The organism is Blastomonas natatoria, assembly GCF_003201955.1.
Taxonomy (GTDB): Bacteria; Pseudomonadota; Alphaproteobacteria; order Sphingomonadales; family Sphingomonadaceae; genus Blastomonas; species Blastomonas natatoria.
In genome coordinates this window covers 189,413-204,893 of sequence record NZ_QJJM01000002.1, presented here as the reverse complement: position 1 = coordinate 204,893, position 15,481 = coordinate 189,413, and the positions used below count along the sequence as shown (strand labels likewise).

9 protein-coding genes are annotated in these 15,481 nt (G+C 64.6%); 6 read left to right on the top strand and 3 right to left on the bottom strand.

From position 1 onward, the window contains the following. The first annotated feature begins 233 nt into the window (after window positions 1-233). The 6 genes from C7451_RS03500 (at window position 234) to C7451_RS03475 (ending at window position 10,775) form a co-directional block, all read left to right on the top strand. Window positions 234-989, top strand: coding sequence for an arginyltransferase (locus tag C7451_RS03500; RefSeq protein ID WP_110297590.1), 756 nt, complete (start codon window positions 234-236; stop codon window positions 987-989). 56 nt (window positions 990-1,045) lie between these two features. Next, a complete protein-coding gene (locus C7451_RS03495; RefSeq protein ID WP_110297589.1) occupies window positions 1,046-3,343 on the top strand; it encodes an autotransporter assembly complex protein TamA in 2,298 nt (765 codons plus the stop codon). After that, the gene (locus C7451_RS03490) at window positions 3,343-7,539 is read left to right on the top strand and encodes a translocation/assembly module TamB domain-containing protein (RefSeq protein WP_110297588.1); all 4,197 of its coding nucleotides are present in this window, start codon (window positions 3,343-3,345) and stop codon (window positions 7,537-7,539) included. The genes C7451_RS03495 and C7451_RS03490 overlap by 1 nt, the downstream gene beginning before the upstream one ends. Before the next feature lie 133 nt (window positions 7,540-7,672). Continuing rightward, window positions 7,673-8,581 (top strand): alpha/beta hydrolase family protein, encoded by a 909-nt coding sequence (locus C7451_RS03485; protein ID WP_244181554.1) that lies wholly within the window; start codon window positions 7,673-7,675, stop codon window positions 8,579-8,581. After that, a complete protein-coding gene (kynU, locus tag C7451_RS03480; RefSeq protein WP_244181553.1) occupies window positions 8,581-9,819 on the top strand; it encodes a kynureninase in 1,239 nt (412 codons plus the stop codon). Before C7451_RS03485 ends, kynU begins: the two co-directional genes overlap by 1 nt. A 116-nt stretch (window positions 9,820-9,935) precedes the next feature. Then, on the top strand, window positions 9,936-10,775 hold the full coding sequence (locus C7451_RS03475) for a universal stress protein (RefSeq protein WP_110297586.1): 840 nt from the start codon (window positions 9,936-9,938) through the stop codon (window positions 10,773-10,775). A 98-nt stretch (window positions 10,776-10,873) separates the two neighbouring features. On the opposite strand, the gene C7451_RS03470 is transcribed toward C7451_RS03475, so the two are convergent. The 3 genes from C7451_RS03470 to C7451_RS03460 all read right to left on the bottom strand — a co-directional run bounded on the left by C7451_RS03470 (window position 10,874) and on the right by C7451_RS03460 (window position 15,428). After that, on the bottom strand, window positions 10,874-11,920 hold the full coding sequence (locus C7451_RS03470; RefSeq protein ID WP_110297585.1) for a tyrosine-protein phosphatase: 1,047 nt from the start codon (window positions 11,918-11,920) through the stop codon (window positions 10,874-10,876). A 13-nt stretch (window positions 11,921-11,933) separates the two neighbouring features. Beyond that, on the bottom strand, window positions 11,934-14,603 hold the full coding sequence (locus C7451_RS03465) for a TonB-dependent receptor (protein ID WP_110297584.1): 2,670 nt from the start codon (window positions 14,601-14,603) through the stop codon (window positions 11,934-11,936). Between the two features lie 144 nt (window positions 14,604-14,747). Continuing rightward, window positions 14,748-15,428 carry an arylesterase gene (locus tag C7451_RS03460; protein WP_110297583.1) on the bottom strand — a complete coding sequence of 227 codons (681 nt, stop codon included), beginning with the start codon at window positions 15,426-15,428 and terminating at the stop codon, window positions 14,748-14,750. Between the last annotated feature and the right edge of the window lie 53 nt (window positions 15,429-15,481).

Here is a 15,481-nt window from a genome sequence, read left to right as displayed (position 1 = left end):
TGAGAACGCGGCTTTGGCCTCATCGCACTTGTGTCATCGCTGGTGACGATTCAGCATGAATCACATCTTATCCACAATCGGTCCGCGCTTTATCGCCGATTAGACTCGACTTGGCGCGCCTTAACCACGAAAAATGGTTAACTTGTTTGGCAGCCGCAGCGGTTGTCGCGCATATCGATAGCCGCAGTTAGCATTCGGCACATTCGGACCTACACACAAGGATTTCTCGGCACGTGAGCGCACCGGCACGCTTTCCCCGCTTCTTCGTTACCAATCCCGGCCCGTGCCCGTATCTGCCGGGCAAGAGCGAGCGCAAGGTGTTCACGGAGTTGAGCGGCCCGCACGCCGACGAGCTCAATGACGCGCTCAGCCGTATCGGGTTCCGGCGCAGCCAGAATGTGGCCTATCGACCGAGCTGTGTCGACTGTCGCGCCTGCGTGTCGGTGCGCGTGGTGGCTGACCAGTTCGTGCCTTCGTCGAACCAGCGAAAGCTGCTCAAGCGCAACCGCGATCTGATCGTTTCCGCGTGCAAGCCATGGTCGACTCAGGAGCAATATGATCTGCTGCGCCGCTACCTGAAGACTAGGCATCCCGGCGGCGGTATGTCGGACATGGACGACATGGACTATGCCGACATGGTCGAGCATACCCCGGTGCGCAGCTATGTCATCGAGTATCGCGAGCCCAATCCTGATGGCAGCGCGGGCAAGCTGGTGGGCGCCTGCCTGACCGATCAGCAGGGCGACGGCCTGTCGATGATCTACAGCTTCTACGAGCCCGATCACCCGACCCGGCGGGGCCTGGGCAATTACATCATCATGGACCATATCCAGCGCGCTGCCAGAGCCAGGCTGCCCTATGTGTATCTCGGCTATTGGGTAAAATCTTCGCCGCGCATGCAGTACAAGATAAAATACCAGCCGCTCGAACTGCTTGGTCCCGATGGCTGGCACGCTTTCGACCTTGAACGCGACGGTGCCCCCGCCTAGTCATTGGTTTTCGCGGCGGGGCGGGACCTTGCCCGCTTTGAAAGCGTTTTGTGTTGATGAGGCTGGCTGATCGCGCGCGCCCGGCAAAGGCTGGAACCCTGGTCACGCTGGCCTTCGGATGTGCATGGCCAGCCTTGGCACAGGCACAGCAGGCCGATCCGCCCGCAGAGGCCACCTCCATTGCGACACCTCCGGAAGCCATGCCGGCAGATTCCGCCCCAGGTCCTGCGGACGTGCAGGTCGACGATCCGCTGAGCATCGATCCGCTCGCCCCGCTAGACCAGCTTCCCGGCATGGAAGTCGAGTGGCCCGACGGTAGCGACATCCCGGCCTGGCCGGGCGAATTCGCAGCGGACGATGCGCTTCCCGCCGATGCCCAGCCAGCCGAAGCATCGGACAGCTCGACCAGCGATAGTGTCGCAACCGAGGCCGACGACATGCGCGACGGTCTGGCGACGACAACAGCAGCAGCGGACGCGGATGAAGGCGTGCCGGGCGCGGAAGAGGGGGGAGGCCGCGCCGCGCGTCGCGCCGAAAGGCAGGCCGAGCGCGAGGCGCGTCGTGCCGAACGCCAGGCGCTGCGCGAAATCGACGATGGCGACGTGCGCTATCGCGTGACCGTCAATTTTCTTCCTTCTGACGATCTCGCCGAACTGGACCAGGCGGCGTTTCGCAACCGTTTCGGTTCGCTTTCGACGCTTGACCGGCTGTCCGATGAGGATGCCAATCTGGCGCAGGTCAACCGGCGCGCGCGCGACGACAACGATCTGATCGACACGATGCTGCGCGTCTACGGCTTTTACGACGGTGATGTGCGCAATTCGGTCACCCGGATAGAGGGAGAGGACCGGGTCGCGCTGACCTTCGATGTCAATGTCGGTCCCATCTACCGGCTGGCCTCGATCGATCTGGCAGGGCTCGATGCCGTTGGGGTCGATGTGCCGGCTGCCCGGGCCGCGTTCGGGATGAAGGCCGGAGATGCCGCCAATTCGGACAGGATCGTGGCCGGGCGGCTGGCGGTGCTGACCAGCCTGCTCGAGACAGGCTTTCCATTTGCGCAGACGGGCGAGCCCGATCTGGTGATCGATCACGAGGCGCGCAGTGGGGCGCTGACCATCGCCGTCACACCCGGCGGGCAGTATCGCTTCGGCGGCGTTATCGCTAGGGATGATGGCCTGTTCGGATCACGCCATCTGGAACGGATCGCCCGGTTCGATCGCGGAGACACTTTCCAGGCTTCGGACATGGACGACCTGCGCCGGGCGATTCTGGCGACGGGGCTGGTATCGACCGTCACGCTGACTCCGGTCGCCGCCACCCAGCCCATGGGCAGCGAGCCGGGCACGGTGGATGTTGCAGTCGAAACCGTCGCGGCGCCGCTGCGGACCATTGCCGGGGAGGTCGGCTATGGCACGGGCGAAGGCTATCGCGCCGAAGTCAGCTGGGAACATCGCAATTTCTTCCCGCCCGAGGGTCTGGTCCGCGCCAGGGCCGTCGGGGGCACCCAGGAACAGCTGATCAATCTCGTCTATCGCCGCAACAATTTCATCAAGCGCGACCGGGTGCTCACCGCGCAGATCCTGGCGAGCAATATCGACCGGGACGCTTTCGAGGCGCGCACCTTCCTTGTGGCAGCATCGCTGGAACGACAGACCAACCTGATCTTCCAGAAGAAATGGACATGGTCGCTCGGCGCTGAGTTGGTGCTCTCCGATGAACGCGACAGCCGCGCGCGCATAGTCGGCGGGGCGCGGCGGACATTCTTCATTGCCGCGCTCCCGACCGCGCTGACCTATGACGGCACCGACAACCTGCTCGATCCCACCGCGGGTTTCCGTCTCGGCGGCCGCATCTCGCCCGAATACTCCTTGCAATCGGGCAGCAAGGGCTATGCGCGCATCCAGATCGACGGCAGCTATTATCGTCCGGTATCAGGCAGGATCGTGCTGGCTGGCCGGTTGCGTCTGGGCAGCACCATCGGCGCCAATCGGTTCGATATCGCACCGTCGCGGCGCTTCTATGCGGGTGGTGGCGGGTCGGTGCGCGGTTTCGGCTTTCAGGCTATCGGTCCGCGCGACGGCAACAACGATCCGATCGGGGGCAATGGCCTGGCCGAATTCTCGCTCGAAGCCCGTGTACGCTTTGGTGATTTCGGCATCGTTCCATTCTTCGACGCGGGCAATGTCTATGAAGGTAGCACGCCCGATTTCAGCGGCATCCGCTACGGCGCGGGCATCGGCGTGCGATATTACAGCAGCTTCGGGCCACTGCGTCTGGATGTCGGTACTCCGATCAACCCTCAGCCAGGCGATAGCCGCATCGGGGTTTACATCTCGCTGGGGCAGGCTTTCTAATGGTTGACGAGCCCATTTCCGCCCCGGCAGATCAGGCCGCACCGGATCGTGCGCCCATCCGATGGCTGCGCGGTGTGATGATTGGCGTGCTGGTGATGGCCGGGCTCGTTGCTGCACTGCTGTTCGGGCTGGACACCGGGCCGGGCCGCCGCTTCGTGGCCGAACAGATCGCGGGATACCAGCTCAAGTCGGGCCTTTCGCTCCGGGTCGCGCGGATCGATGGCTCGATCTATGGCAAGGCCGTGCTGCGCGGTGTGGAAATCCGCGATACCAGGCGGGTGTTTTTCGCCGCATCGGCTATCGATCTCGACTGGCGGCCATTCACGTTCCTGAACAACCGGCTCGACATTCGCGATCTGAACATTCGGCGCGGCGAGTTGCGCAGCCTGCCCGAGCTCAACCCCGGCGACCCCGACGACCCGCTGCTGCCCGCCTTCGACATCCGCATCGATCGGCTGCGCGCTGACGGGTTGGTCATCCGCCAGGGAGTGGCCGGGCCGCGCCGCGTTGCCAATCTGTCAGCCAGGGCCGATATCCGATCGGGCCGGGTGCTCGTCGAGGCGCGCGCCTCGCTTGCCGATGGCACCGATCGTCTTGCCGTAAAGATCGATGCCAGGCCCGATCAGAACCGGCTGATGGTGGATGGTGATGTCGTGGCGCCCGCCGACGGCGCGATCGCGGCTCTGGCAGGTCTGACCCGCGACCTCGCTGCCTCGATCAAGGGCCGGGGTGACTGGGGTTTCTGGCGGGGGAAGCTGCTTGCCCGGCTGGGCAATCGCGAACTGACCTCGCTTGATCTCACGCAGCGTGAAGGCCAGGTGCGGGTCCGGGGTTTCGTGCGTCCCGAGCCGCTGATCGGCAACAGCTTCACGCGCGCGCTGGGTCCAGCAGTCGGCGTGGTCGCAAGCGGTACGCTCGACGCGCGCGTGCTCTCCGGCACGATTGCGCTGGCGGGGCAGGCCGGGTCGGTGAATGCCGAAGGCGCGATCGACCTGGGCGAAAACCGCTTCGACAATCTCGAGCTTCTCGCTGCGCTGTCGCGGCCCGGACTGCTCGCGGAGGGACTTGATGCGCGGAATGTGCGCGCCACGCTGACACTCGATGGCCCATTCGGTGACCTCACCGCGCCCTATCGCCTGTCGGCTGATCGCGTTGCGCTGGCCGGGGTGAGCGCCGATGCATTGCTCGTGCAAGGCACGATCCGGCGGCAGGACAAGGATTTCACGATTCCCGTCAAGCTGAGCGCAACGCGCGTAGCCACTGGCAACGCTTATGGCGACCGGCTTGCCGATGGCTTGCGGGGCGAGGGCGTCGTGCGGATGCGAGATGGTGCCCTCAGCAGCGATCCGATCCGAATGGTCAGCAACAGCCTGGTGGCGCTGGTGCAGCTTTCCGGCAGCACCCAGCGCGGGCGCTATCTTGCCGTCGCCGATGTGCGACTACCCGCCTTCGGTGTCGAGAATGTCGGCAATGCGGATATCGATGCCAATGTCCGTCTGGCCTTTGGGGGCGGTGCGGCCTGGGACGCGCTGGGTGATGTCCGGGTGCTGATGCGCCGGGTGGTCAACCAGACCGTGGTGAACCTTGTTGGGCTAAGCCCGCGCTTTGCCGGCAGGTTCAGCTATGCGGCAGGGCAGCCCTTCGTGCTGCGCGATGCGAGCCTTGCGGCGCAGAAACTCGCCCTGATCGGCGGTGGTCGGATAGAGCCTGACGGCCGGATCGTGCTGCGCGCCAGCGGGCGCCATCGCGACTACGGTCCGCTCGACGTCGGTGCGGATTCCATCCGTGGGGATACGCGCGCCGTTCTGACGCTCGAAGACCCGCTCCCTGCACTTGGCGTGCGCGATCTGAGGCTCGCACTCGGCACTGTTCCTGATGGTTTTTCGGTCGATGTGGCGGGCCAGTCAACCCTGGGTCCAATTGAGGGCGTGACCCGCATCTATGCCCGCGAGGCTGGGCGCACGCTGATCGAGGTCGAACGTTTCGCGGTTTCCCAGGCACTGTTTGCGGGCGATATCTATGCGGCCAGCGCGGGCGTCGAAGGCGCGCTGACTGTCGCTGGCGGCGGCATCACCGGCAACGTGACACTGGAGCCCCGCGGCGAGGCGCAGGGCATAAAGGCGATGCTGAACCTCGCCGATGCGCGGTTCGATGGCGATGTGCCGATCACGATCAACCGGGGCGCGGCAGAGATCGACGCACTGATCGCCGAGGGGCGGAACACCATCATCGGCAGCGTCCGCGCGCAGGGCATCGGGCGTGGACCCGTGTTCATCGGTCGGCTCGCGGCCAATGCAAACCTGGTCAATGGCGAAGGCCGGGTGACCGCATCGCTCGCCGGACGACGCGGCAGCAATTTCGATCTGCAGACCAGCGCCCTGATCGCGAGCAACGCGGTCACGCTCTCTGGTAACGGAACATACGGAAATCGGCGGTTGCGGCTGGTGCGGCCTGCAAGGCTCAGCAAGCTCGATGACGGCGGATGGCGTCTGGCCCCGGCGGTGCTCAGGGTCGGGCGCGGCAGACTGGGCGCGCAAGGGCGGTTCGGCGGGGGTCTGACCGATATGACCGCCCAGTTCAACACCGTGCCGCTGGCGCTTTTCGACGTGGCGGTGCGCGAGCTCGGCTTCGGCGGCAACGCTTCAGGCACGCTCAGCTATCGTCAGGCCGAAGGCGGAGTTCCGACCGGCAAGGCGAGCCTGAAATTCGACAATCTCACCCGCACCGGCCTGATCGTGAGCTCCAAACCTGTCGATATCGCGGCCAATCTGGTGCTGAGCAACGATGCACTCGCCATGCGTGCGGTGATTGGCGAACAGGACAAGACCGTAGGAAGGGCGCAGGCGCGCATCGGCAACCTTCCGCAGGGCTTCGACCTGTTCGGACGGCTTCGCCGAGGGACGCTCGCAGGGCAGTTGCGGTTCAACGGGCCGGCAGATTCTCTCTGGCGTCTGCTGGGCATAGAGGCGTTCGATGTCACCGGCCAGGTCGGCGTGGCGGCCGACCTGTCAGGCAGTCTGGTCGATCCCAGCATCCAGGGCATATTGGCCACCCGCACCGCCCGCCTGGAAAGCACGTTGTCGGGTACGGTGATCAGCGACATTGCGGCGCGCGGCCGTTTCAACGGTTCACGGCTGACACTCACCAGCTTCAGTGGCAAGGCGGGGTCGAACGGCACGGTGAGTGGATCGGGATATGTCGATTATGGCGGCCTGTTCGCATCGCCCTCGCGCGGCGTCTCGGTCGAGATCAAGGCCAGTGCCAGGAACGCTCAGCTGGTCAATCGTGACGATTTCGGTGCGACCGTCACGGGGCCGCTCACCATCTCTTCGGATGGAAGCAGCGGGACCCTGGGTGGCGATGTCGTACTCAATCGCGGCCGCTTCCGACTGGGTCAGTTCAACGCGGAAGAAGCGCTGCCGGTAATCAATGTGCGCGAAATCAACCGCCGCGCCGACGAGGCGCCGCGGCGCAGTCGCCCCGCAATTTGGCGCTATGACGTCAAGGCGCGCGCGCCCAACCAGTTCACCGTCACGGGCCTTGGTATCAACAGCGAATGGGGCGCAAACGTCACGCTCACCGGCACCGTCGACGCACCGCGCATCACCGGCCAGGCAGACCTGATCCGCGGCGAATATGAATTTGCCGGACGCGATTTCGAGCTGGTGCGCGGACGCATCAACTTCCGCGGGGAATCGCCGCCCAATCCGGCGCTCGACATCGCCGCGTCGGCGAACCTTACCGACCTCAACGCCACGATCAACGTACGCGGTACCGGCCTTGCGCCCGAGATCAGCTTCACCAGCACACCCGCGCTGCCCGAAGACGAGCTGCTAGCCCGCCTGCTGTTTGGGTCGTCGATCACCGACATTTCCGCGCCCGAGGCGGTGCAGCTTGCCGCAGCGCTTGCCTCGCTGCGCGGCGGCGGTGGGCTCGATCCGATCAATGCGCTGCGCGGGGCGATCGGGCTCGACCGGCTGCGCATCGTCGAGGGCAATCAGACCCTGGGGCAGGGCACCAGCATCGCGGCGGGCAAATACATCACGCGCAACACCTATGTGGAGATCGTCACCGACGGGCGCGGCTATTCGGCAACGCAGGTCGAATTCCAGATCACCCGCTGGCTGTCGCTGCTCTCGTCGATCTCCACAATCGGTCGCCAGAGCGCCAACGTGCGGATTTCGAAGGATTATTGAGGCTGGGCGGTAAGGCTTGATGCAACGCCGTTTTCCGGCGAAAGCCGGAATCCAGAAAGCGGTGTCGCGCCAGCGGACTCCTGGACTCCGGCGTTCGCCGGAGAACGGTCAATGGCAGGGGAGGAACCACATTGTGCGGAAGATCAAGGGAAACGGGCTGGCGCTGGGGCTGGCTGCACTTGGCCTGTCGCTGGGTGCCGGATCGCAGGTGTCGGCCATGCTGAGCGCCGACACGCCGATCATGCAGTGGCCCGATCTGCTCGATCAGCCGCGTCCCAGCCCGACCCGCACCATCGCCTATGGCGAGGACCCGCTGCAGCTGGTCGATCTGTGGCTGCCGCAGGGCCAGGGGCCGCATCCGGTCGTCGTGATGATCCATGGCGGCTGCTGGCAGACCGAGATCGCGACCCGCGACATCATGAACTACATCGCTGACGATCTGCGTAAGGACGGCATTGCCGTGTGGAACATCGAATATCGCGGAGTTGATCGCGGCGGCGGCTACCCGGGCACCTATGTCGATGTCGGTGCAGCGGCGGATCTGCTGGCAGATCAGGCCAAGGCGCTCAACCTCGATCTTGCCCACACCATTGCCATTGGTCATTCGGCGGGTGGGCATCTCGCCCTCTGGCTGGCCGCGCGCCAGGCGCTGCCCGAGGGCGAGCCCTTGCGTGGTGCAAATCCCCTGCGCATCGACACCGCGATCAGCCAGGCCGGCATTGCCGATCTGCGCGCGGCGATGCAGCGCACCGGCCATGCCTGCGGCACCGGCGCGCCGACGAAAATGGCAGGTGGTCAGTTCGCGCTGACCTCTCCGCCGGAAATGCCGGTGAGCCAGGCGCAGCAGATTCAGTTCCATACCGACAAGGACCGGATTGCACCGCCTGTCTATGCCGAGACCTATGCTGCCGACATGAAGAGGCGCGGGGTGGCCGTGGAAAATCATGTCCACGGGCCCGAAGGCCATGTCGAGCTGATTGCGCCGACCAGCCGCAGCTGGGCTGCGCAAAAGGCACGGATCAAGCAGTTGTTGGGGCGTTGATGATGACCGATTTTCCTTCGCTCGCCGAGGCCGAAGCTCGCGATGCCGCCGATCCGCTGCGCGGCTGGCGCGAGCGTTTTGCACTGCCCGAAGGCGTGATCTATCTCGACGGCAATTCGCTCGGCGCGCTGCCGGTGGCGACGCGCGGCCTGATGCACGATGCGGTCGATCGGCAATGGGGAGAGGGGCTGATCCGCAGCTGGAACGATGCCGACTGGATCGGCGCGCCGCGCAGGATCGGTGACAAGATCGCTCGATTGATCGGAGCGGCGCCGGGCGAGGTGATTGCCTGCGATTCCGTCACGGTGAACCTCTATAAGCTGATGGGCGCGATCCTGGCGGCGCGCCCGGGGCAGGGCAGGACGATACTCACCGAGAGCGGAAACTTCCCCACAGACCTCCATGTTGCTGCAGGAATTGCTGCGCAGCATGGCCTCGTGCTCGATGCCGCGGCGCGCGATTCCATTGTTGAGCAGATCGGCCCGGATGTCGCGCTGATCGTGCTCACCCATGTGCACTACAAGACTGGCGATCGGTTCGATATGGCAGCGATCCAGGCGCTGGCCGATGCGCATGGCGTCCCGCTGATCTGGGACCTGTCGCACAGCACCGGCGCGGTGCCGCTGAACATGGCTGCCGATGCCGCGCGCTTCGCGGTGGGCTGCGGCTATAAATATCTCAACGGCGGCCCCGGCGCGCCTGCTTTCCTGTATGTCGCGGCCGAGGCGCTCGAATTTCTCGGTTCGCCGATCCAGGGCTGGATGGGCCATGCCGCGCCTTTTGCGATGACCGACGGATACGAGCCCGCACCGGGTATCGAGCGCTTTCTGGCCGGGACCCCACCGATGCTTTCGCTGCTCGCGCTGGAAGCAGGGGTCGATCTCATGCTCGAGGCGGATTGCCATGCGCTCTGGGGCAAATCACAGGCCCTGTTCGATTTCCTGAGCCAGCTGATGGCGGCGCGCTGTCCCGAGCTGGTCCCGATCACTCCGGCGCGTGGTGACCTTCGCGGCAGCCATGCGAGCTTCGTGCATCCCAATGCCTGGCCGATCAACCGCGCGCTGATCGACGCGGGCGTCATCGGCGATTTCCGTGCGCCCGATGTGCTGAGGCTGGGGCTTACGCCGCTCTATCTGGGCTTTGCAGATATCTGGCACGCAGTCGACCGGCTCGCCACCATCATGGGTGAGGGGCGCTGGCAGCGAGACGAATACAAGGTCGCCACGCGCGTGACCTGACGGGCATCGATCCACCGTCCTGAACGTTGCACAACCAGGGGGCCATGCCGGTGCAATGCCGCTTCCCCCATGCTCAAGCTTCACCGGCAACAGCCGGGAACCGACAGGAGAGAAACATGCAGCGGCTTCTGGCCTGCCTCGACGTATCGCATTATTCGCAGACCGTGTGCGAGCACGCCGATTGGGCGGCGCAGCGGCTCAAGGCGACGGTCGAACTGCTTCACGTTATCCAGCGCAACGACGCGCGCGCCGAGCTCGACGGAGCAGGGCTGGCGGGCAAGCCGGGCCTGCTCGATGAGGTGCTGGCGCTCAAGGCGGCGGAAGGGCGTTTGGCCGATCGCCAGGGACAGCTACTGCTCGAGGCTGCTGTCGACCAGCTGCGCGCGCGCGGGGTGAGCGATGTCGAGCTCAGCCTGCGCGAGGGCGGTATCGTCGAGACGATCGCCGAGCGTGAGGCGTTCAGCGACATGACCATAATCGGCAAGCGCGGCGCGCAGGCGGATTTTGCCAAGGGTCATCTGGGCAGCAAGGTCGAGCGCGTCATCCGCCAGAGCCGCAAGCCGGTGCTGGTTGCCACCCGCGTCTTCAAGGCCCCGCAGCGCATCGCCATCGCCTTTGACGGCGGGCCTTCGAGCCACAAGGCGCTCGACTATGTTTCTACCTCGATGCTGTTCGGTGGGCTCGATATCGATGTCGTGCTGGTCGGACCCTATACAGATACCAATGCCGCGCATATCGACTGGGCGCAGACCCGGTTTACCGGGCGCGCGGGCGTCAAGGCGATTCAGCGCGAGGGCAATCCTGATGCGGTTCTTCCGCAGGTCATCAAGGAACGCGGCATCGACCTGCTCGTCATGGGGGCGTACGGCCACAGCCCGCTGCGCAACATGCTGGTGGGCAGTACCACGACGCAGATGATCCGCGCCGGGCAGACATCGGTGCTGCTGTTCCGGTAACTGTCGCATGAAGCACGTTTTCCGGCGAAAGCCGGAATCCAGGGGCGAGATTGCATTGCAGTCGCTCTGGACTCCGGCGTTCGCCGGAGGACGTGAAGTCATTCCAGATACAGCGCCCGCAACCGCGCGATGTCGACCTGCGTGATCCCGATCGTCGCCAGATAGCCCTCGACCCCACCATAATCGCGGTCGATCACCTCGAAAAACTGCGCCAGATGCGATTTGCCCGAGGCGGAATAGAGCGGCTCTGCCTTCACACCACCGGGCTTTTTCGCGGCGGCGGCATAATATTGCACAATCGGGTTGGTCGGATAGTCGGCCGGGTCGAGCGGCGGCATCTCGTTCTGCGGACGGCGCAGCTGCGTCGAGAGGTGATAATCGGCCAGGATCGTCTCGCGGTCGACACCCAGCGCGCTCAGGATCAGCGCCGAGGCAATGCCGGTGCGGTCCTGCCCGGCGGAACAGTGATACATCACCGCGCCATCGTCGGCGAGCAGCCGCTTGAACAGCGAACGGTACTGGGGGGCGAGGAGCTTTTCCATGCCGGTATAGACATATTCGCCCTTCATGCTGCCCATGTTCGCCATCAGGGGTTTCAGCGAATAGTCGTTGGAGATGAACAGCGCACCGGTGCGATCGTCGAGCTGGGTCGCGGCAACCTCGCGCTCCTCGATCGAGCGCAGATCGACGATGGTGCCGATAGCGAGCCCGCCGAGCAGCGTGTAATCCTCGTCGGTGAGCAGCGGCAGCGCGCCCGAGCGGAAGATCTTGCCCCAGCGCACGGTCTTGCCGCCCGCCGCCTTGTAGCCGCCCAGATCGCGGAAGTTCGATCCCCTGGCGAGCGGCAGCTCGCGCTCCGCCGTCAGCGTGAGCGAGGCATCGCCGCCGTCGCGCAGGACGAGGAACTGGCGCTTGCTCGCGGGCAGTGCGACGATCGCCTCGCCCTTGCGGTTGGCCTTGACCGCCGGCACGGCCGCCCCGGCCGCGATTGGCGTGTCGGTGACGATGATGTCCACCGGATCGGCGTCGGTCCAGGTCACCTTGACCTTGTCGGCATCGATCCGGCTGACCATCACGCTATCGATAGCGAGCGCAGGCGCGGCGCTGGCGAACAGCGCGAGGGCGAAAGCGGTCTTGAGGCGCATACAGTCTCTCCTTTCAGAAGCCGAAGCGGATGCCGGCAAGGTACCGGCGGCCGATCTGTTCCACCTCGGTCGGGCGGCCCTTGCTGCCGAGAAACGCGGTATATTTGGCGTCGGTCAGATTGTTGAGGTCGGCGAACAGGCTGATGTTCGGCGTGATGTCATAGCGGATCGCGACATCGACATTGGTATACCCGCCGCGGAACTCGTCGCCCGTAACCGTCCCGCCGGTGCCGATCGAGAGAGTTTCCAGATAGTCGCTGCGCCATTGATAGCTCGCGCGGACCGAAAGCCCGTATTTCTCGTAATAGAGCGAGGCGTTGACGATCGTGTCCGAGGTGCCGGGGAAGCCGATATTGCGGCGCTGGTCGGTATCGAAGCTGCCCTCGATCAGCGTCAGGTTGCCCTGGAACCCGAAGCCGTCGAGCGGCGAGGGCAGGAAGGTGAACTGCTGCTGATAGTTGAACTCGACGCCGTAAAGCTCACCCGAATTGCCGTTGAAGCTCGAGGTGAGCAGATAGCGCGAGCGATCGACGCCGTTGCTGTTGAACGCGTCCGTGCCGACGATCTGTGTGTTCGAGAACAGCACATTGTCGACCCAGCGGTGATAGGCGGATACCGCAATGATGCCCTGGCCGGGGATGTAATATTCCAGGCTCGCATCGACGCCCCAGGTATATTCGGGGCGAAGATCAGGGTTGCCGCCCGCGATCGTGCCGGGGCTGTTGGTGTCGTTGATCGCCGACCCGACCCGGATTTCACCGAAGCTGGGCCGGGCGATGCCGCGCTGTCCGGCAAGGCGGAAGACCAGATTGTCGGTCAGGTCGAACTTGGCGTTCACGCTCGGGAAGATGTCGGTATAGTCCTGCGGTGCCGAGAGCGGCACCAGCGTGCCGTTGGCGAGCCGCGCCTGGCCCTGATTTTGCAGCCGGAAATGCTCGACGCGCGCGCCTGCGATCACCTGGCCGCCATCGAAAACCCATTTGGCCATGCCATAGGCGGTCAGCGTCTTCTCGTTCAGCTGGAAGCGGTTTTCCGCCGGAACGTTATTTGCAGGATTGAACCGACCCTGGCGCTGCAGCGTCGCGAAGATGTTGTCGAGATCGGCGCGCATCCGCGTGTTGTCGACATAGTTGAAGGTGAGCCCGAGCGGGAAGCCGGTATCCCAGGGGGTGTTGGTGATATAGCTGGCCGGGTTGAAGCTGAGCCCGGTCCCCGCCAGCGCGGCGGGCGAGAGAAGTACGGCGTTCGAGGTCGCGAAGATGAAGCCGCCGATATCGCGATCGGCATAGAGCAGCCCGCCGGTCAGCGTCACATCGCCCAGTTCCTTTGCCACATCGAGCTTCACCGTATAGCTGTCGGTGAAAACGTCCTGCACGATCGGGATGACGAGTGCGGGCGCGGTGTTGGCGTTGATCAGCGTCGTCTGGTCGAAATTGGCCAGCGCCGGGCCGCGCACGAAGCTGCCCGCCGTCGCGCCGGGGACGGTCTGGAACAGCTGAACGATCGGCAGGTTGGGACGGCTGAAATCATAGCGGACCGAAGGCGAGGTCGCGGTGGCGGTGCTCGCCTGGACAAGCGGCAGATAGGTGGTGTTCTCGGTGCGGGTATAGTTGGCCGCGAAGTTCACCTTCCAGCCATTCTCCTCATAATCGCCGCCGATGGTGTTGATGAAATTGCGCGTGCGATAGTTGCCGAGGTTGAACGACCCGCGAACGGGCACGCGGACGAGATCGCCGCCCGACAGGTTGCGCGTGCCCGACAGTGCGCGGTCGAGCCGGATCTCGTACTGGTCGCGCTGCTCGTCGTCCTTGAATTCGGTATAGATGGTCCTGGCATAGAGCTTCTGGCCCGCTTGCGGCGAATATTCGAACGCGGCGAACAGGCCGTTATTCTCACGGACCAGGCGATACTGGCGGATGTCGATTTCGGTCGGGCCGAACTGGGTGTCGGCGGGGCCGCTCGGCTCGTCATACAGGCCGACCTCCCGGTTGTCGGTTACCTGCTCGCGGCGATAGTGCGATGCGCCCGCAACGACGCCGAACGTGCCGTCGCTGTACGAGACGCGCAGCGAACCCTGGCGCTGGTCGCCTTCGCCCAGTTCCATGAAGCCGTAGCCGACATCGCCCTGGACATGGAAGCCGTTCTTGCCCGCCAGCGGCGAGAAGGTGCGGAGGTCAATATTGGCGACGATCGCTTCGGCCTGGATATTGGGGGTCAGCGACTTGTTGATCGCCAGCGCGTTCAGGATCACTGCCGGCACCGCGTCGAAGCGATAGGCGCGGGTGAGGCCGCCCTCGTCCGCGCCGATCATCGGTACACCGTCGATGCTGACCGAGGTCCAGCGGTTGGGCGCGCCGCGCACCTGGATATAGCGCTCCTGGCCCTGGTCGCGCTGTACCGCGACGGCGGGCAGGCGCGACAGGGCGGCGGCGCTGTTCTGGTCGGGGAAGCGGCCGACCGAGTCTGCCGCCGAGATGTCGATCAGATTGTCGGCATTGCGCTTCTGCGCGATCGATTCGCCCTGCGCGGTGATGATTGCGCCCTGGACGATGATTTCGCCTTCGACAGCATTCTCATCGTCGGCTGCCTCCTGCGCCATGGCAGGCACGCTCGCGGCGGCAGCAAAGGCGATGAGCGAGATCGATGTGCGCAGCAGCGCAGCGGCAGATGTGTTCAGAATCATGGCGCAACCCCCGTTGATGTTCCGGGGCGCTGCTAGGAGCATGCGATGACGCCGCCATGGCGTCACCGTGACTCATCAGGTGCTGGTCTACGTCAAACTGTCGCCAGGTTGTCTGCGATGTGTCGCCAATCTGACGCTATCGGCTCAGCCCTTCAATTCATCGGCTACGATGTCGTCGATCCCCGCCACCACCTTGGCGATGCCCTTGGGGTTGGGGTGGATGCCATCGGGCAGCATCAGCGCCTTGTCGGTGATGACGCCATCCAGGAAGAACGGGTACAGCTCGGCATCATATTTCTCGGCGAGCTTCGCATAGATGGGGTTGAACTTGCGCGCATAGTCCTGGCCCAGATTGGGCGCAGCGATCATGCCGGTGAGCACCACGGGAATGTCGCGCTTCTGCAATTCCTGCAGCATCGCTTCCAGATTGCTTTCGGTCTGGTCGGGGCTGATCCCGCGCAGCATGTCGTTGCCGCCCAGGCCCAGAATGACGAGATCGGGCTTGCGCGGCAGCCCGTCGAGCGCGAAGGCGAGGCGCTGCAATCCTGCGGCGGTGGTATCGCCAGAGACGCCGGCGTTATGGACCTGCACATTCATGCCCTTGGCGGACAAGGCTTTTTCGAGCTGCGAAGGGAAGCTTTCGTCCTGCTTGACGTTATAGCCGGCGTATAGGCTGTCACCGAAGGCCATGACCAGACGCGTATCGGCATTGAGCGGATTGCGCCCCGGCTTTTCGGCGCCGGTTTCCTGTCCCTTTTCGACCGGCGGCTTGGTCGCTTCGTCCGACGGCTGCGTGCAGGCCGTGGTGCAATGGACAAGCAACAAAGCCGCCCCATATAGAATGCTGTTCCGTCCCAAAGCGAAAGCCCTTTCATTTC

Excerpts from the sequence above, each read along its gene's own strand:
- C7451_RS03495 (WP_110297589.1), top strand. The coding sequence starts at position 1,046 with ATGAGGCTGGCTGATCGCGCGCGCCCGGCAAAGGCTGGAACCCTGGTC.
- C7451_RS03490 (WP_110297588.1), top strand. The coding sequence starts at position 3,343 with ATGGTTGACGAGCCCATTTCCGCCCCGGCAGATCAGGCCGCACCGGAT.
- kynU (WP_244181553.1), top strand. The coding sequence starts at position 8,581 with ATGATGACCGATTTTCCTTCGCTCGCCGAGGCCGAAGCTCGCGATGCC.
- C7451_RS03475 (WP_110297586.1), top strand. The coding sequence starts at position 9,936 with ATGCAGCGGCTTCTGGCCTGCCTCGACGTATCGCATTATTCGCAGACC.
- C7451_RS03470 (WP_110297585.1), bottom strand. The coding sequence starts at position 11,920 with ATGCGCCTCAAGACCGCTTTCGCCCTCGCGCTGTTCGCCAGCGCCGCG.
- C7451_RS03465 (WP_110297584.1), bottom strand. The coding sequence starts at position 14,603 with ATGATTCTGAACACATCTGCCGCTGCGCTGCTGCGCACATCGATCTCG.